This is a genomic window from Nocardia sp. NPDC005745 (assembly GCF_040630775.1).
In the GTDB taxonomy this organism is placed as follows: domain Bacteria; phylum Actinomycetota; class Actinomycetes; order Mycobacteriales; family Mycobacteriaceae; genus Nocardia.
Genome location: NZ_JBEXYF010000062.1, coordinates 1 through 17658, shown reverse-complemented (window position 1 = coordinate 17658; position 17658 = coordinate 1). Strand labels below are relative to the sequence as shown.

16 protein-coding genes and 3 pseudogenes are annotated in these 17658 nt (G+C 68.5%); 9 read left to right on the top strand and 10 right to left on the bottom strand.

Annotated features, from left to right (window positions below):
• From ABZ420_RS35010 to ABZ420_RS35000, 3 genes and pseudogenes are all read left to right on the top strand, one after another.
• Positions 1 to 195 (top strand): annotated as a pseudogene (locus ABZ420_RS35010) (esterase); the annotation flags it as partial.
• Between the two features lie 175 nt (positions 196 to 370).
• Positions 371 to 803 (top strand): annotated as a pseudogene (locus ABZ420_RS35005) (cytochrome P450); the annotation flags it as partial.
• A gap of 307 nt (positions 804 to 1110) precedes the next feature.
• Positions 1111 to 2010, top strand: coding sequence for a L,D-transpeptidase (locus ABZ420_RS35000; RefSeq protein WP_357132201.1), 900 nt, complete (start codon positions 1111 to 1113; stop codon positions 2008 to 2010).
• Between the two features lie 92 nt (positions 2011 to 2102).
• Here the strand turns inward: ABZ420_RS35000 and ABZ420_RS34995 are convergent, their stop codons facing one another.
• The 3 genes from ABZ420_RS34995 to ABZ420_RS34985 form a co-directional block, all read right to left on the bottom strand.
• Complete coding sequence (locus ABZ420_RS34995; protein ID WP_357132198.1) at positions 2103 to 4121, bottom strand: M13-type metalloendopeptidase; 2019 nt, start codon at positions 4119 to 4121, stop codon at positions 2103 to 2105.
• Between the two features lie 74 nt (positions 4122 to 4195).
• Entirely contained in the window at positions 4196 to 4570 is a 375-nt protein-coding gene (locus tag ABZ420_RS34990; RefSeq protein ID WP_357132195.1) for a DUF397 domain-containing protein, read from the bottom strand.
• 10 nt (positions 4571 to 4580) lie between these two features.
• Positions 4581 to 5432, bottom strand: a complete 852-nt coding sequence (locus ABZ420_RS34985) for a Scr1 family TA system antitoxin-like transcriptional regulator (RefSeq protein WP_357132192.1) — start codon at positions 5430 to 5432, stop codon at positions 4581 to 4583.
• 132 nt (positions 5433 to 5564) lie between these two features.
• Here ABZ420_RS34985 and ABZ420_RS34980 point away from each other — a divergent pair, with 132 nt between their 5' ends.
• Positions 5565 to 6089, top strand: a complete 525-nt coding sequence (locus ABZ420_RS34980) for a hypothetical protein (protein WP_357132189.1) — start codon at positions 5565 to 5567, stop codon at positions 6087 to 6089.
• Here ABZ420_RS34980 and ABZ420_RS34975 read toward each other — a convergent pair.
• Positions 6058 to 6561, bottom strand: coding sequence for a DUF4190 domain-containing protein (locus ABZ420_RS34975; RefSeq protein ID WP_357132187.1), 504 nt, complete (start codon positions 6559 to 6561; stop codon positions 6058 to 6060). The two genes, ABZ420_RS34980 and ABZ420_RS34975, sit on opposite strands and share 32 nt — an antisense overlap.
• A gap of 114 nt (positions 6562 to 6675) precedes the next feature.
• Positions 6676 to 7464 (bottom strand): pirin-like bicupin family protein, encoded by a 789-nt coding sequence (locus tag ABZ420_RS34970; protein ID WP_040871357.1) that lies wholly within the window; start codon positions 7462 to 7464, stop codon positions 6676 to 6678.
• A 235-nt stretch (positions 7465 to 7699) separates the two neighbouring features.
• Here ABZ420_RS34970 and ABZ420_RS34965 point away from each other — a divergent pair, with 235 nt between their 5' ends.
• Together ABZ420_RS34965 and ABZ420_RS34960 are read left to right on the top strand one after the other, a co-directional pair.
• A complete protein-coding gene (locus tag ABZ420_RS34965) occupies positions 7700 to 8164 on the top strand; it encodes an NUDIX domain-containing protein (protein WP_357132184.1) in 465 nt (154 codons plus the stop codon).
• Between the two features lie 127 nt (positions 8165 to 8291).
• A complete protein-coding gene (locus tag ABZ420_RS34960; RefSeq protein WP_357132207.1) occupies positions 8292 to 9587 on the top strand; it encodes a hypothetical protein in 1296 nt (431 codons plus the stop codon).
• Here the strand turns inward: ABZ420_RS34960 and ABZ420_RS34955 are convergent.
• Positions 9580 to 10074: a hypothetical protein gene (locus tag ABZ420_RS34955; protein WP_357132181.1), complete on the bottom strand. Its 495-nt coding sequence runs from the start codon at positions 10072 to 10074 to the stop codon at positions 9580 to 9582. The genes ABZ420_RS34960 and ABZ420_RS34955 overlap by 8 nt on opposite strands.
• A 243-nt stretch (positions 10075 to 10317) precedes the next feature.
• Between ABZ420_RS34955 and ABZ420_RS34950 the strand changes: the two genes are divergently transcribed.
• Positions 10318 to 12003: a DUF4185 domain-containing protein gene (locus tag ABZ420_RS34950; RefSeq protein ID WP_357132204.1), complete on the top strand. Its 1686-nt coding sequence runs from the start codon at positions 10318 to 10320 to the stop codon at positions 12001 to 12003.
• Here ABZ420_RS34950 and ABZ420_RS34945 read toward each other — a convergent pair.
• Genes ABZ420_RS34945 through ABZ420_RS34935 form a run of 3 tightly spaced genes read right to left on the bottom strand, consistent with a single transcriptional unit; the run spans position 11973 to position 14293 of the window.
• Positions 11973 to 12830, bottom strand: a complete 858-nt coding sequence (locus tag ABZ420_RS34945; protein WP_357132179.1) for a biotin-dependent carboxyltransferase family protein — start codon at positions 12828 to 12830, stop codon at positions 11973 to 11975. The genes ABZ420_RS34950 and ABZ420_RS34945 overlap by 31 nt on opposite strands.
• Positions 12827 to 13528: an allophanate hydrolase subunit 1 gene (locus ABZ420_RS34940; RefSeq protein WP_357132176.1), complete on the bottom strand. Its 702-nt coding sequence runs from the start codon at positions 13526 to 13528 to the stop codon at positions 12827 to 12829. The genes ABZ420_RS34945 and ABZ420_RS34940 overlap by 4 nt, the downstream gene beginning before the upstream one ends.
• 9 nt (positions 13529 to 13537) lie before the next feature.
• Positions 13538 to 14293 carry a 5-oxoprolinase subunit PxpA gene (locus ABZ420_RS34935; RefSeq protein ID WP_357132173.1) on the bottom strand — a complete coding sequence of 252 codons (756 nt, stop codon included), beginning with the start codon at positions 14291 to 14293 and terminating at the stop codon, positions 13538 to 13540.
• 142 nt (positions 14294 to 14435) lie between these two features.
• Here ABZ420_RS34935 and ABZ420_RS34930 point away from each other — a divergent pair, with 142 nt between their 5' ends.
• Positions 14436 to 15251 (top strand): hypothetical protein, encoded by an 816-nt coding sequence (locus ABZ420_RS34930; RefSeq protein ID WP_357132170.1) that lies wholly within the window; start codon positions 14436 to 14438, stop codon positions 15249 to 15251.
• A gap of 5 nt (positions 15252 to 15256) precedes the next feature.
• On the opposite strand, the gene ABZ420_RS34925 is transcribed toward ABZ420_RS34930, so the two are convergent.
• Positions 15257 to 16717 (bottom strand): CCA tRNA nucleotidyltransferase, encoded by a 1461-nt coding sequence (locus ABZ420_RS34925; protein WP_357132167.1) that lies wholly within the window; start codon positions 16715 to 16717, stop codon positions 15257 to 15259.
• Between the two features lie 857 nt (positions 16718 to 17574).
• Between ABZ420_RS34925 and ABZ420_RS34920 the strand changes: the two are divergent.
• Positions 17575 to 17658: pseudogene (locus tag ABZ420_RS34920) on the top strand (PLP-dependent transferase); the annotation flags it as partial.

Here is a 17658-nt window from a genome sequence, read left to right as displayed (position 1 = left end):
CAGCCGCGGCATGCGTTCGGCCACTACGGCGTGGGCGGCTCCGGCGCGTACGCGGACCCGGATCTCGGCATGTCGATCGCGTTCGTGACCAACGGGCTCGGCAGCATGGTGACCGCACTCGGCGACGCCAGGCTTGCCCGGCTGGCGGCGACGGCGCAGACCACGGTGCGCAAGCACAAGCAGGCCCCTGGCTAGCGTCGAACCGCTCCGGCGGCGGCTTGGTAGTTCTCGGTATGGATGTGCGCATGCGTCGAGCCGACGCGGGTGACCACCGCACGTCGCCGCACAGCCCGGCGACCTGCTCGACGTGCTGCTATCCGCGTACCGGACGCCGCCGCGGATGCCGAGTTCTGCGAGCAGGTACGCACCCCTGCTGGTGGCCGGGCACGAGACCACCGCGACCACCCTGGTCTGGGCGCTGTTGCGGCTGCACCCGCCGGTTCCGATCGTCCTGCGTCGCCTGATCGAACCTTTCGCGCTGCGCGGCGTGGCGCTTGCCCCGGGGCGACACCGTGGGGATCGCGGTGCCGTTGCTGCACTCCGATCCAGAGGTGTGGCCGGACCCGCGGCGCTTCGACCCAGGTCGCTTCGCCCCGTTCGGTGGCGGCCACCGGCGCTGCGTCGGCGCGGCCCTCGCGGACTACGAGTTGCGGATCGCGCCGGCCACCATCCTCGGGCGGGTGAGCCTGCGGCTGTCTCCGCGATATGCGCATGGGAGGTTCCCACACTCGGGGCCGCACAACATCGCGACGGGTCCGCATCGCCCGATTTCGTTCGACGTGATCAGTGAGCTTGGTCACTAACTAGTTTGCGGTGAACCATCTTTCACGTTCCCATCGGCTCCGGGCCGATGCTGCCCGATCCGTTGTGACCGGGAGGTTTGCCCGCAGCGATACCCAAAGGAAGTGATTGTGATCACCACCACAACGAGCACGGTTGCTTTATCACTCTGAAACGCCGGTGGCTAGGGGGCGCGCCGGGACGGTAGGAATGGACGACGGGTCGGGCCGTCGATACCAGTGGGGCGCTCTTCTGGCTCCGCGCTGAAATGAAATATCTCGCCACGCGCGCTTACGCGTGCGCGCGAGAGATGGAATGGACGAGAAACCTATGCATGACGCTTTGCACACCGGAACGCTGCCTGCTCGCCGCAAGGGAGCGCGGCTGACCCGCCGGATGCGCGAGGGCGCCCTGCTGTCCGCCGCGATCGCGGCGGCCGGTGTTCTGCTCGTCGCGCCTGCTCACGCCGAACCGATCCCGGGTCTCGGCACCGGATCGGCCGCCGCGGCCACCGAGCCCGCGCCGCAGGCGAACTTCGCCCCGCCCTCGATCAACATCGCCGACGGCGAGGTCGTCGGCGTCGCGCAGCCGATCATCATCACCTTCAAGGAGCCGGTGACCGACCACGCCACCGCCGAGAAGGCCATCCAGATCACCTCGTCGAAGGCCGCCCCCGGCCACTTCTACTGGCGCGGTGACAAGCAGGTGCGCTGGCGTCCGGACGAGTTCTGGCCGGACAACACCGACGTGCAGGTCCAGGCGGGCGGTACCACCAGCTCCTTCCGCATCGGCGACGCCTTCGTGACCACCGCCGACGACGAGACCCACACCATCACCATCACCCGCAACGGCGAGGTGGTGAAGGAGATGCCCACCTCGATGGGCAAGCCCAAGCACGAGACGCCGAACGGCACCTACATCGTGGGCGAGCAGCTGCGCAAGATGACCATGGACTCGTCGACCTACGGCGTGCCGGTCACCGACCCGGAGGGCTACAAGCTCGAGGTCGAGTACGCCACCCGCATCTCCAACAGCGGCATCTTCGTGCACGCGGCTCCCTGGTCGGTCGCGCAGCAGGGCGTGTCCAACGCCAGCCACGGCTGCCTGAACGTCAGCACCGAGGACGCCAAGTGGTTCTTCGAGAACGCGCGCCGCGGCGACCCGGTCGTCGTGCAGAACACCCAGGGCGGCACGCTCAGCGCGAGCGACGGCCTGGGCGACTGGAACTGACGATTCGGTAACCCCGGATCGGCGCGAAGCCGAACATTACGATCGAATCCTCGCAGTAGTCGATCGTGATGTTCGGCTTTCGCTGTAGCGGATCACCAGATCTTCACACGCTCAGCGGGATCCAAGTAGAGCGCATCACCGGGTTTCACGTCGAACGCCTCGTGGAAGCTGTCGATGTTGCGCACGACCGCGTTGCAGCGGAACTCCGCCGGGGAGTGCGGATCGGTGGCGAGCCTGCGGACGGCTTCCTCCGCACGGGCTTTCGTGCGCCACACTTGCGCCCAGCCGAAGAACACCCGTTGCAGGCCGGTGAGCCCGTCGATCTCCGGTGCGGGGGCGCCGCCAAGCGAGATCTTGTACGCCTCCAGCGCGATGGAGAGGCCGCCGAGGTCGCCGATGTTCTCGCCGATGGTGAACCGGCCGTTCACCGTGTGCTCGTCCGGCAGGTCCTTCGGAGACAGCACGTCGTACTGATCGATCAGCGCCTTTGTCCGCTTGCCGAATTCGGCGCGGTCCTCGTCGGTCCACCAGTCCACCATGTTGCCGTCACCGTCGTACTTCGAGCCCTGGTCGTCGAAGCCGTGCCCGATCTCGTGGCCGATCACCGCGCCGATACCGCCGTAGTTCGCCGCGTCGTCGGCGTCCATGTCGAAGAACGGCGGCTGGAGGATGGCGGCCGGGAAGACGATCTCGTTCATGCCCGGGTTGTAGTAGGCGTTCACCGTCTGCGGGGTCATGAACCACTCGTCCCGGTCGACCGGACCGCCGAGCTTCTTCAGATCCCGATCGTGTTCGGCCGCATAGCCTCTGCGGTAGTTGCCCACCAGATCGGCCGGGTCGATCACCACGCCCGAGTAGTCCCGCCACTTGTCCGGGTAGCCGATCTTCGGGGTGAACTTCTCCAGCTTCGCCAGCGCGGCGAGCCTGGTGCCCTCGCCCATCCACTCCAATTCGGCGATATTGCGGCGATAAGCCTCCTGCAGGTTGGCCACCAGTCCGACCATGCGCGCTTTGGCTTCGGGCGGGAAATGTTCGGCCACATACAGTTTGCCGACCGCCTCACCGAGCAGACTTTGCACCAGCGCGACCCCGCGCTTCCAGCGTTCCCGGTTCTCCTCGGCGCCGGTGAGCGTGCGGCCGTAGAAGTCGAAGTTCTCCTCGACCACCTCGTCGGTCAGATACGGCGCCCGCGCGCGGAGCACTCGCCATGCCGCCCATGCCTGCCAGTCCGCGAGCGGCTCGTCGGCCCACAGCCGCGCGAACGTCCGCAGATAATCCGGCTGATGCACCACCGACTCGGTGAACAACTCGGGGCCGGCCGCGTCCGCGCCTTCGGCCAGCGCGGAAGTCCAGGCGGCCCAGTCGAACTCGGGATTGTCGGCGATCAGCGCGTCGAAGGTGGTCAGGTTGTATCTGAGTTCGGCGTCCCGGCGGCGCACCACGTCCCAGTGCCCGGCGGCCAGTTTCCGCTCCAGCTCGAAGACGCGTTCTCCGACGGTGCCGAGGTCCTCCGGCAGCAGCCCGGCGACCTGCGGGTCGGCGGCGGCCAGCGCGAACATACGGTTGATGTGCGCGATGTACTTCGCGCGGATCTCGGCGAACTCGTCCTGCCGGTAGTACGACTCGTCGGGCAGGCCGATGCCGGACTGGGTGGCGTGCGCCAGATAGCGGTTGGAGTCCTTGTCATCGGTGTCGACGAAAACGCCGACGGCGCCCCCGACGCCGGTGCGCTGCAACCGGCCGAGCAGCGACGCGAAAGTCCCCTTGTCGCCGACCTCGGCGATCGCCGCGAGTTCGGCCGCGATCGGTGCTAACCCGGCGGCGGCCACCGCGTCGGTGTTCATGAAGCTGGAGTACAAGTCACCGATCTTGCGGGCTTCGCTGCCCGGCTCGGCGTCGGTGGCCGCGGCGTTCTGGATGATTGCCTGCACGTCCAGCTCCGCCTGGTCGTACAGCGCGCGGAAGGCGCCGTCCACCGCCCGGTCGGCGGGGATCTGATAGTCGGCCAGCCATTTGCCGTTGACGTGCGCGAACAAATCGTCCTGCACCCGCACGTCCTCGTCGAGGTGGGACAGGTCGATACCGGAAGGACGGATCAGTTCGGAAGTCACGGTGTCCAGTATGCCGACAAGAGCGTGAGTCGGCCCCCGGGCACGGCGGGCCCGGGGGTGGCGAGCAGGGGAGATCAGGCGGGCACGACGACGCGATCGAATTCGCCGTCGTGTGCGCCGAGCAGGAAGGCGTCCCACTCCTCAGGGGTGTACGTGAGGGTGATTCCGCCGTGACGCAGTGCGGTGTGACCGTCGGCGACGGGGTGTGCGCGCAGTTCGCCGTTCGATCGCCCGCAGGTGCGCACGGCGTCGAGGAAAGCGGTCCACGCGGCCGCTGTCACGGTGATGACGGGCTCGTCGCCGGGGCGGTTCGCCGGGTCGCGGCGATATTTGCTGTCACGGATGAGCACCGCATCACCATCGAACCTGACCTCGACGCATTGGTTGCCATTGTTCGATCTGGTCGATGTGAACCAGCCGGTGCGTGCCGGCCGTGCGGTGATGGCCATGGGCAGGATTTTACACGCGAGAATAGCGTCTGATCAGCGCTAATGACTCCGCTCGTGAGAGCGACTGGTCCACGGCGCGCAGGTACGCGAAGCGTAGATCGCGGACCAGATCCGGGTCTTCGACGGCCCCGCCGAACACCGCGCTCTCCACCCAGCCGAACGTGGGCAGCTGTTCCCCGGCGAAGTCGATGAGGTGGAAGCTGGAGCCGCCGAGCACCGCGCCCGCGGAGGCCGCGAACGGGATCACGCGCACCTCCACGGTGTCCACTTCCTCGATCAACGCGGCAAGGTAGTTCAGCTGTCCGCGCAGCACATCCGGACCCCCGGTCTGCTGGAGCAGCGTGCCCTCACCGAACACCGCCGTGAGTTCCACCGGATCCGCGCCGCGCAGCCGCTCTTGGCGCCGCATCCGGATCGCCACCAACTGCTCGACCTGGACCGGACGGATCATCACATCGGCGCTGATCAGCGCGCGGGCGTAGTCCTCGGTCTGCAACAAGCCCGGCACGACGAGGCTGTCGTAGCTGCGGATGCTCTGCGCGCCGTATTCCATGCCGTAGAGCCGCTGCAGTTCCGGTCCGATCAACGCCGAGGATTTCGCCCACCATCCGCGCTGCTTGCTGACCTCCAACAGGGTCAGCAGCTCCGCACGCTCCTCGGCTTCCACCTCGAGCAGTTCGAGCACCGGGCCGATGGTCTCGGTGGTGAGTACCCGTCTGCCCTTCTCCACGTGCGACCAATTCGCCGGCGTGAACCCCACTCGCCTTGCGAAGCCCGCCGAGTCGAACCCGCGCTGTTCCCGCAGCTCACGCAACCGCAGCACCAGCTCCCAGCGGGCGACGGTGGGCGAGAGGGGTGCCATTGGCAGGATGCTACGCCCACGCCGACGCGCGCCCGGGTGACTATTGTCAAGCGACTTGCCCAGGGCTAGGGTCATGGCAGCGATCGTTTCTTCCGAGCACGCGTCCACCACAGCGAGGCGAGGTTGTTCGACATGAGTACATCGCGCATCGAATCGGGCAGGCATCTCGCGTCCACGGACTTCCCATCGATCCAGGACGCGTTCGCTCGCTGCCGTACCTATCGCGAGAACAACGGGTTGTACGGTCTCGTTGACCCGATGCTCGGCCGCATCATGCTGGAAGTCGGCTCGGTCGGAGCGGTCGTGATGCCCGCCGAGTTCGGTCGCCGGGTGCGCGAACGCTTGACCGCCGGGCCCGAGCCCCGGCCGGGACCGATCATCGCGCATCCGCGCGCGAACCGATGGACCTTCCTGACCGGCCCCACCGACAACTCGTACCTGGACACCGGACTGTTCGCCGACCTGTTCCGGATCTGCGCCGCGATCGCACTGCCGGGCAGCCACCTCGTACTGCCGTCACCCGCCGACGAGCACGGCGGCTACCGAACCTGGGTCGTGGCGCCCGACCGCGACTTCCGCCGCGATTTCGCCGAGGTGATCGCCACGACCCGGGCGTGCGCCGCGGCTACCGGGGTGTCGGCGCGGGCGCCGGAGTGAGCGTGATGCTGTACTTGTCCTGCAGCTTCTCGTTCCAGTCGCGCTCGCACTGTTCGATCTTGGACTGGTCGTCGCCCGCTTTGTTCACGCAGTCGACGAAGTCCTTGCCACCCGAGTCCACGAAGAAGCTGTAACCCACGATGGTGAGCAGGACGGCGCCCACGATGCCCAGCACACCGAGGACGACACCGGCGATCGCCATCCCCATGCCCCCGGCAGTGCCGGCGCGGGCCTTGAAGATCGCGACGATGCCGAGGATGACGGCGAAGATACCGCAGACATAGCCGCCGATGATCGTCCAGAAGAACAGCAACGCGAGGATGCCGAGAACCAGCGCGGTGATCGCCAGACCTCGGCCCTTCGGCGATTCCTGCCAGTAGGCGGGCTGACCGGGGTACTGGCCGCCGGGTGGTTGCGGGTACTGACCCGGTTGCGGGTACTGGCCGGGCGGCGGGGGTGGATATTGCGACATGGACTTCCTCTCCGTCGGTGCCTCGCGATGCTCGGTCCGGACGAGGTGGTCCGGGGCGGCGCGGCCGTCGCCTACTGATCGCGCACCCCGCGGACGGATGTTAATGCGAATCGGCTACTGGGCGCCCAGCCGCGCGTGCATCTCCCAGACCAGGATTTCCGAAGGCCGTCGCGCCACCACACGCTGGCCGCCCGACCTGGTCAAACGCACCGCATCGCCCTCGTAGAGCGGGCCGACTCCTTCCATGTCCACCTCCCCGCGCGCCACGAACAAGTGCAGGTACGGCGCATCGGGCAGATCGATGACCGGCTCGGCATCCGGCTCCGCGCCTGCCATGCGCGCCACGTGCAGCGCCGAATGGCTGCTGTTGATGGCGATGGCGGTGCGATCCCGGTATCGGGGCAAGCCCGAGGCAACCGTGACCAGACCGCCTCCGGCGAGTTCGTCATCGATCTCGAGCTGCTGGTAGCCCGGAGTCAGACCCGGCTCGTCGGGCACGACCCACATCTGCACGAAATGCACGGGTTCCTCGTGCTCGGAGATGCGGCCGTCCAGTCGCCACGAGTCGTTCTTCTCCGAATGCAGGATGCCGGTGCCCGCGCTCATCCGCTGGGCGAGCCCGGGATAGATGACACCGCTGTGGCCCAGGGAGTCCTGATGCACCAGACTGCCACCGAGCACCCAGGTGACGATCTCCATGTCCCGGTGCGGGTGGGTGTCGAAACCCTGCCCGGGCGAGACGACGTCCTCGTTGTTGACCAGCAGCAAGCCGTGGTGGGTGTTGTCGGGATCGTAATGCTCCCCGAAGGAGAACGAATGCTTCGAATCCAGCCAGGAGACCCGCGTCTTCATACGGTCGCCGCCACGGTGGACATCGATGTGTGGTGTCGTGAGTGTGGACATCATGGTCCTCCTCTCGGGACCGTGCACCGATCGCCATTCAGGGTAGGAGCACTTCCGCCGCGGTACTCCGCATTCCTAGTAAATTGTGCCGCACTCGGCATTTTACGCGAGCGACCGGAAGGTGAACGGGAGGCGAGCAGAACCAACCGGTACGTCGAAACGTCGGGCGACCTCGCCGGATATCGTCGTCCGGCCCCGATTGCCAAGCGCCACAACGCCGACCGGAGGGAACGACGTGCTGGAATCCGATGACCTGACCCGGATCGAGCAGCAACTCCGCAGCGAAGCGCGCAGCGACGGCATCGCGCATTTCGTGGTCGGCGTCGCGGTGTTCCGCGAAGGGCGGCTCCTGGTGGTGCGCCGGGTCGCCGACGACTATCACGGCGGTATGTACGAACTGCCCGGCGGAGGAGTCGAATCGGGGGAGACTTTCGCCGAGTGCGTCGAGCGGGAATTGCTGGAGGAAACGGGGCTGCGGCTGCGCGCCGTGCTCGACTTCCTCGGTGGATTCGATTACGCCACCCGCACCAAGTCGAAAGTGCGCAAATACAGCTTCGTGGTGGAGGCCGAGCCGGGCGATGTCGTCCTCGCGCCAGGAGAGCACGACGCGTTCGCCTGGATCGACGCGGGCGCGCTCGACGAGCTGCCGATGGCGCCCGACATGCGCGCCACGGTGAGCGCGCTGGTCGACCGGGTCTGACTCGCGCGCCGTGGTGTTCGCCTCCGACGCGCGGTGGTGCGGCGGCGTCGGCGAACGCAGTACGCTCGCGGACGTGTCGACTGGTCACGCCGAAGGCCTCACTCCCGCGGAGCAACGGCCGGGTGGACTGCGCGCCACACTTCGGGAAAGCCCGGGCGTGTCGCGTCTGGCCGTGGTGCGTTTCGCCGGGCAATTCGGCGACGGGATGTTCCAGGCGGCGCTGTCGGGCGCGATCCTGTTCAATCCCGAGCGGCAGACCGATCCGCTGGCCATCGCGGCGGGCTTCGCGGTGCTGCTGCTGCCGTATTCGCTGATCGGACCGTACGCGGGCGCACTGCTGGATCGCTGGGACCGGCGGGCGGTGCTGCTGGTGGCCAACGTGCTGCGCGCGGTGCTGATCGCGCTGGTCGGCGTGGGGTTGCTCGTCGGAGTCGGCGAGACACCGCTGCTGTTGCTGGCCTTGGCGGTGGTGGGCGTCAGCAGATTCGTCCTGGCGGGTGTCTCGGCCGCGCTGCCACGGGTGCTGGCGCAGGCCTGGCTGGTGCCGATGAACTCGGTGCTGGCCACGATCGCCTCGGGGTGTGCCGGAGCGGGTGCGGCCGTGGCGGTGGGGGTGATCGGGCTGATGGGGGCGGGTGACTTCGCCTCGGCGGTCGCGGTCGCGATCAGCGGGACCGGGTCGCTGATCGGCGCCGCGCTGGCAACGGGGTTCCGGCCGAGGGTGCTCGGTCCGGCGCCCGACGCGGCGAAGGGCGAGAACACCGTGCACGCGATCGCCACCGGCCTGCGTACCGGTGCCACGGCGGTATGGGAATCGAGAGCGGTCACGACGGCGATGCTGGGCATCGGCACCCACCGGATCGTGTTCGGCGTGAATACGCTGATCATGGTGCTGGTGCTGCGCCAGGCCCCGGTGGACGGCACCGGCCTCAGTGGTGGCCTGGTCGGTTTCGGCGTCGCGATCGCCGCCACCGCGGCGGGCATGCTGGTGGCGGCCGTTGTCGCGCCCCTGCTCATTCCCCGGCTGGGACGGGCGCGCACCGTGGTCGCCGGTCTGATCACCGCCATGCTGGTGCAACTGACGCTGGTCACGCCGATCGCGTTCGCCGATTCGGGCGCCGCGGTGGAGCGCGCCCACGAACTTCTCTTGGCCGGAGCCTTCCTGCTCGGACTCGCCGGGCAGACGATCAAGCTGACCGGCGACGCGACCATGCAGATCGATATCGACGACGCCCGCCGCGGTCAGGTGTTCGCGTTGCAGGACACGGTTTTCAACATCACGTTCGTGCTGGCGATCGCGGCCGCTGCCCTGATCATCCCGGACGACGGCCGATCGGCGATCGTGGTGCTGACCGGCGCCGCCGCCTACGCCGCGGGAATCGCGGCCATCGCGTTGAACACGCGCCGCCGCACGATCAGTTGATGAAAGGTTCGTCGCCGAGGTTGCGCACGCCACGGTTCAGTCGGTGCGTCAGGTGCTCGGGGATACTCTCGGCCGCCGAGTCGCCGGGCGAGGCGGCCGCGGAATCGGAATTCACCTGTGCCTCCGATAATCGCGCATCGCCGAGCGCACGATCCGGCATGTCCGCCTCCGTGCGCACGATCCAGTCCAGCGGCTCGCTGGCCGCATCGCCGGGCAGACCGGTGATTTGGTGATTCCACGTGCCGAGGCCGGTGGGATCGGTGAAGAAGTGGTCGGGCACACCGTCGTCGTCGAGATCCAGCGCCGCGATGCCGGCTCGGCCCGAACCCGCCGGATCCCACAGCGCGTCATCGGCGATGCCGTCCCCATCGAAGTCCAGCCGCACCGCGTCGGCCGCGCCCGTGTCGCCGAGTTCCAGGTCGGCCTGGCTGGCCCAGACGTGCACGGGTCCGTCGCCGGTACCGAACACGTACTCGATCTCGTTCATATGTTCTTGGACGCACGCGTTGCGGCGCGGGTTCCATCACGCGGCGCTTTTTCGATTCGCCGTCCCCCGTTCGCGGTGGTTGGTCCGGTAAGTTGACCTGTCAGCGGCCGACCGACAGGAGTCGATACGACATGGGTTTTCCGGTGCACACCCCCGATGCGGTACGAGAACTGCTGGGCGCATGGCAAACTCGGTCCGTCACCGGGCGCCCGATCGCGTGATGACCGCGGCCGGGCCGACCTGATGCGCACCTGCGGAATCAAAACCCCCTGTGCACCGGTCTTGTTCGGCGCACTGCTCGTCGGCGTCCTCATCGTGCCGCTGCCCACCGCGCGGAGCGCACCGTTCCCGTGGGCGCCGCCGCCGGTGAACAGCTGCGGTGAGGTGGGGTTCGACCCGCTCGCTCGTGAGCCCGATCCCGCGCAACCGCCTCCGCCGCCGCTGCCGCCGCAGATCGACATCCCGGTGCCGATCCCGGAGCTCACGCCGGTTCCGGTGCCCGATCCGCCGCAGGACAACACGCGGATCGTCCCCGACCCGCTGCCGGAGAACCCGTGCGACAACCCGTGCCCGGACATCAGGGACTATCCCGAGCACCCCGAACCCGATCCCGATCCGAGCCCGACGCCCGAGACCGGCACCGACGAGGGAACCGGTTCCTCCGGTTCCGCCTCGGGGCCCGATTCGGGCAGTGGTTCCGGCTCCGCCTCGGGATCCGGTTCGGGCAGCGGCTCGGGTTCGGGTGCGCCGGTGAAACTCCCGCGCATCGAGTTCGAACCGGAGGTCGAGCCGATTCCGGTCCCGGTGCCCGGTGGTCCCGGCGAGGAGCCGCAACCGGCTCCACCCGAGGTGGTCCATCCGGCCGAACCCGGTCCGCTCACGGCGCCGGTGCCCGCGCGTGCGGTCGAGTCGGTCGAGCTGGTCGAGCAGGTGACCGGGCACGGTTCGCCGAACCGCACCGACATGCGCTGGCAGGTCGACGGCACGGATCTCGGCCTGATGTGGGAGACCGCGCCCGGTGAGGTCGCCGTTGTCTTCGGCGACACCTTCGGCGAAGGCTGGGGCGTCGGCGGCGCGGGCAACGACGACCAGGACTGGCGTAGCAACGTCATCGGTTTCAGCACCGACCGCGAGCTGTCCGACGGCCTGACCTTGGATACCTTCGCGCAGGACAGCCGCTGCCACGCCGCGGAGATCCTGGGCAGCCGCAAGATCAAGAACTGGGAGACGACCACCATCCCGACCTCCGGGTTCGCCGTCGGGAACCGCCAGTACCTCAGCTACATGTCGGTGAACAGGTGGAGCCGCATCCCGGGCCTGTGGTGGACCAACTACGGCGGCATCGCCTACTCCGACGACCGCGGGCGCACTTGGAAGAAAGATCAGCATGCCAAATGGGAGAACCTGTTCGGTCTCGGTAGGTTCCAGGTCGCGGCGATGGTGCCGCACGGTGACTACGTCTACATGTTCGGCACACCCAACGGACGCATCGGCACGATCGCACTGGCCCGGGTCCCGAAGCGCGAGATCCTGAACAAGTCCGCCTATCAGTACTGGGTTGACGGCAGCTGGGCGCCCGCGGCCGAGAATCGAGCCACCCCTCTGATCCTCGGTATGGCGAGTGAGCTCTCGGTGCGCTACGACCGGGAGAACGAGCAGTGGCAGATGGTCTACCTGGATTCCGCCCGGGGCGCGATCGTGCTGCGTACCGCGGCGAGCCCGCAGGGGGCGTGGACGGACGCGGTCCCGCTGGTGTCCACCGCCGACTATCCGAAGTCCTACGGCGGGTTCATCCATCCGTGGTCGACCGGCGAGGACCTGTACTTCACGCTCTCGGCGTGGGACAGCTACAACGTGTACCTCATGCACGCCCGGCTGCGGCCGGACGCGAACCGCGGTCAGCCCACCCGCACGAACCGGACGGGCTGACCGGGCCGGGTCTGCGCGATGGCGTCGACGTCGGCGTCGAGGACCACCGCGATCACCGGATAGCCGCCCGTGACCGGGTGATCGGCGAGGAAGACGACCGGCTCTCCGCTCGGTGGCACCTGGATCGAGCCGAGTGCCATGCCCTCGGTCGGCAGTTCGCGGGTGACCTTGCGGGTCAGCGGTGTGCCGCGGCGGCGTGCCAATCGCGCGCCGATCCGGTCGGTGTCGGTGGAGACCTCCCACTCGCCCTCGAACAAGACCGTGGCGTCGGTGAACCAATCGTCGCGCGGACCGAGCACGGCCCGTACGGTGACGACGTCCGCGGGCAATTCGGCGACCGGGGCGACGTCCACGACCGGAATCGTGTGCGGAGACGGCCCGATCGGAAGGCGATCGCCCTTCTCCAACGGCTTCGGACCCAAGCCCGACATGGTGTCGCGGCTGCGGGAACCGAGTGTCGCCGGTACGTCGATGCCGCCGCGCACCGCGACATAGCTGCGCAGGCCGACGGACGCGTAGGCCAGCCGGAGGGTTTGTCCCGGTTCGAGTTCCAGCACACTCGCGTGACCCATCGGCCTGCCGTCGACGGTGGTGGGCGCGGGAGCGCCCGTGACCGCCAGCATGACGTGCTCTTCCGCGTGCAGCGCGAGGCCCCCGAGCAGCACTTCGACGGCCGCGTGCCCCTCCGGGTTGCCGACCAGCCGATTGGCCAGCCGCAGGGACGCGCGATCCGCCGCCCCCGCGGGACCGACGCCGGAGTCGAACCAGCCCGGCCGTCCGAGATCCTGGATGGTCGCCAGGGGACCGACCTGCTCGACGACGATCATCGGCCGTCCCTCGCGTCCACGAAGCGAACCGTGGCGCCCGCACGGATCAGCGCAGGCGGGTCGCGCTCGGCATCCCACATCCTGAGGTCGGTAATGCCGATCAGCTGCCACCCGCCGGGTGTGCTCCGCGGGTACACGGCGCTGTATCCACCGGCGAGTGCGACCGCGCCCGCCGGAATCGACGTACGCGCCCGCGCTCTGCGCGGAACCGACAACCGGCCGTCGGGCGATTCCAGGTAGCCGAAGCCCGGCGCGAATCCGACGAAGGCACACCGCCACTCCGTGCCGGTATGCGCGGCGATCACCTCCGTGGTCGTGACTTCCAGCATCCGCGCCACCTCGTCGAGGTCGGCCCCGTCGTAGCGCACCGGGATCGACACCGGCTCCGCGCGCGAAGCGTGCGATGTTCCACGGGAAACAGCGGTCGGCCCCTCGGCGTGCAATGCGATCAGGAGTGTCGTCAGCGCCCGGCGGACCGAGTCCGCGGCGCGTGGTGAATCGAGTGTCAGCAATACGGTTTCCGCGGCCGGAAGCAGATCCTGCACACCCGGTACCGGACGCTCCCGCAGCGCGGTTACGAGTTCCGCGACCACCGCACGACGCTGGGGGGTGATCAACAGCGCCCGATCACCCGCCGCGCGGATCGCCTCCTCGGCCGCCTGCCGCTGCGCGTGCGTCACCGTGCCCTTCGTCTTCATGTCCCGGCCTCAGCCGAACGGCTCCACCGGCACGCCGACTTCGTCCAGCGCGGCTCGGATGCGCCGGGCCATCTCCACCGCCGCGGGCGAATCACCGTGCACACAGATGCTCGCGGCGCGCACCGCGACCTCGCCGCAGCCGTCGGCCGTCCGCGCGGCTCCCGACTCGGCGATTGAAATCGCTTGGGCGACCGCGTCCCCCGGCTCCAGCACCGCGCCGGGCGTACCGCGCGGCGCCAGCGAGCCCTCGGCCGTATAGGCGCGGTCGGCGAAACCTTCGCCGACGAAGCGCACTCCGGCGGCCTCCGCTGCCGTTTCCAAATGGGTGCCCGCCGGGCCGAGTAGAGCCAGCCGCGGGTCGTACTCCGTGATCGCGGCCAGGACGGCGGCGGCCAGTTCCCGATCGCGCGCTGCCGAGTGATAGAGCGCGCCATGTGGTTTCACGTAGCGCACCCGATCCCCGGCGGCTTTCGCGAAAGCGTCGAGGCCGCCTATCTGATACAGCACCTCGTCGCGCAGCTCTCCGGGCGCGACGGCGATCTCTCGCCTACCGAAACCGGCCAGGTCGCGATAACCGACGTGGGCGCCGATCCGCACGCCCTTCCGCACCGCGAGCGCGCAGGTCCTGCGCATGATCGCGGGATCACCCGCGTGGAATCCGCAGGCGATGTTCGCGCTGGTGACGATGTCGAGCATGGCGGCGTCGTCGCCCATCGTCCACGGTCCGAAGCCCTCGCCGAGATCACTGTTCAGATCCAGCGCCATGTGCGTCCTCCCAGCAGTGCGTGACAGACGGCCCTTCGATTCTCGTGCTCGAGCCTCGCCCCGGGCAAGGACACTCGTTCCACGCGACCTGGGTCACAGCCCGTCGGTTCGAGCCCCCGCGCCAAGTACGCTCGTTCCAATCATGGCCACGTATTTCGATCCGAAGTCCTGGTCGCCGCTGCGGGCCGTCGATCTCGGAAAGCGCCTGTTCGATCAATCCTGGCTGGAGCAGTGGGTCGCGCTCAGCACGGCCTGGATGGATCCGGTCGCCGACCTCGGCGCGGGCACCGTCACGGCGCTGCTGCCCGATGTGCTGATGACCATGCTCAGCGAGGGCATCCTCAGCCGGTTCGGCGGCCAAGAGGTCAGCGCGACACTGCTCGGCCACGACCTGCACGCCACCTTGCAGGTGCTGAAGGTGCGCCGCCGCGGCGCGCATTTCCAGACCAAGACGGTGCTGTCGCGGCTGAGCTGGGACGATCATCCGATCGAGTCCGTCACGGTGATCGCCCACGGCGTCCGCCTGATTCCGGGCGTGCCGACCAAGGTGCGCACCGCCCGGCTCGATCTCGTGGGCACCGTCACCACGGCGGCGCTGGTCGGGTGGCTCAACACCCAGCCGCTGGACTGGGATCTCGACGTGCACCGCAGCGGGCTGATCCGAGCCAGGCACCGCCGACGGCTGGTCACCGCCCTGGTGGACGCGTCGGTCGCGGACAACCGACTGCGCATCGAGATACGCCGGGTCACCTGGTTCGGCGTGCGCATTCCGCGCCGCATGATCGACGTTCCCGTCCTACCGCTCGAACACCTGCCCAAGGACGCGCGGATCGCGCGTGCCGAGCGCGAGGACGACCTGATCCGTTTCCGCGTCGAACTGCCGGAGATCTCCGGGTCGTTCGATCTCGCCCAGATGCGCTCCGCGATTCTGGCAGGCACCACCCTGATCGTCTTCTGACCTGTTCAGCTCTGCGTCTTCCACCACTCGAGCAGCGCCGCCTCGGCTTCGTCCCGATCGAGCGGGCCCCTGTCGAGCCGCAGTTCCTTCAGATGGCGCCAGGCCCGGCCCACCTCGGGCCCCGGGGGCAGGCCGAGCAGTTCCATGATCGCGTTGCCGTCCAGATCCGGGCGAACCTTGGCCAGATCCTCCTGCTCTCGCAACCGCTCGATCCGCACCTCGAGTTCGTCGTAGGTGGCGCGCAGCGCGGCGGCCCTGCGCTTGTTGCGGGTGGTGCAGTCGGCGCGGACGAGTTTGTGCAGGCGGGGGAGTAGCTCCGCGGCGTCGGTGACGTAGCGGCGGACCGCGGAGTCGGTCCACTGCCCCTTGCCGTAACCGTGGAAGCGCAGATGCAGGAACACCAGCCGGGCGACGTCCTCGGTGAACTGCTTCGGGTATTTCAGCGCCCGCATCCGTTTGCGCACCATCTTCGCGCCGACCACCTCGTGGTGGTGGAAGCTGACGCCGCCGCCCGGCTCGTTGCGCTTGGTGTCGGGCTTGCCGATGTCGTGCAGCAGCGCGGCCCAGCGCAGCACCAGGTCGGGGTTGCCATCCTCCTGGTCGATCGCCTGCTCCAGCACGGTGAGCGAATGCCAGTAGACGTCCTTGTGCTGGTGATGCTCGTCGATCTCCAGCTTCATCGCGGGCACCTCGGGCAGCACCCGCTGCGCCAGCCCGGTCTCACACATCACGTTGATGCCGTCGATCGGATGCGCGCCCCCGATCAGCTTGTCCAGCTCGACCCGGACCCGCTCGGCGGTGATGCGGTCGATCTGGTCGGCCATCGCGGTGATGGCGGCACGCACCCGGGGATGCGGCTCGAAGCCCAGCTGGGAGACGAATCGCGCGGCACGCAACATGCGCAACGGATCATCGTTGAACGAATCCTCCGGCGCGGCAGGCGTATCCAGCACGCCTTCGAGCAGGGCGGTCATGCCGTCGAGCGGATCGACGAACTCCAGCGCGCCGTCCGCTCCGATCTTCACGGCCATCGCGTTCACCGTAAAGTCCCGGCGCACCAGGTCTTCGGCGAGCGAGTCGCCGAAGGTCACCTGGGGGTTGCGCGACACGCGGTCGTAGTTGTCGGCGCGGAAGGTGGTGATCTCCAGCTGCTGCCCGGCCTTCGACGCGCTGACCGTGCCGAATGCCAGGCCGCCGGTGTCCCACAGATGGTCGGCCCAGCCGCGCAAGATGTCCTGCACCGCCTCCGGCCGCGCGTCGGTGGTGAAATCCAGATCGGTCCCCAACCGGCCGAGCACCGCGTCCCGCACGCTCCCGCCGACCAGGTACAGCTCGTGCCCCCGCGCCGCGAACATCTCACCCAGCGGCGTCAGCACATCCGCCAGCCCCCCGAGCGTCACCGCCGCGGCGGCCAGCAATCGGGTACGTCTATCCAGCGCAGCGTCCTGCGACTTCGGCGAAACCACGAAGCAGCAGCTTACCGAGCCACGACAACGGTTATCGCGCCGCAGGCCCATGCAGCAGCCCAGATATATAAGGACACCGACATCAACCCAGCCAGCGGCATCCGAAGACCGCGCAACCACCCTCGCGTTCCACCCCCCACGCGCCGCGCAGAGCCGAAGAACAACGCTCGCCGCCAACCCGCACAGAGCACGCAGTGGTCACCGCCCAAGGCGAACCACGACTCGCGGATCGACTCACGGTCAGCCGCCGCGAGCGCCGCGCACCCTCGACTGCCGATCCTCCGCACCACCCCGCCGATCTCGAACAAGGCGAAGGCCCCTGCGTCCGACCGCGAGCCATCCAGTGGACGTGCACACCACCGAGCATCCAGCGTGTGCTCTGAATCCCAGGCCGTCCGCCTGACGAACAGCCAGCTGTAAGCGGGGCCACCACTTCCCCGACAACCCACCAGTACCGACCAACCTCGACGATCCGCTCCCAGCCACGTGCCCCGAACGCGAATACCGACGCACCCAGCGCGCCCCAACCACGTCTTCCGAGCAAAGCAAGACCGAACCTCAACCGCTGACGCCGACCGAAGCAACACAACCCCCGATCCGAGCGGCCACCGCTACCCCCACGAACCACCAGTACCGGTCGCCCTCGACGATCCGCTCCCAGCCCCATGCCCCATGCCCCATGCCCCATGCCCCATGCCCCATGCCCCATGCCCCATGCCCCGAACGCCGATACCGACGCACCCAGCGCACCTCAACTCCCGGTTCCGAGCGAAGCGAGACCGAGCATGCGCCGTTCGCGGCCCGGCTCGCGTTTGCGCGGCCGCCGCGTAGGCGACGAAGGAGCAAGCGGCTTCAACGTCGACGAGATGCGCGCCGCGATCCGGCCGAACACCAAGCTGGTGTGGATCGAGACCCCGACCAACCCGCTGCTCAGCATCGGC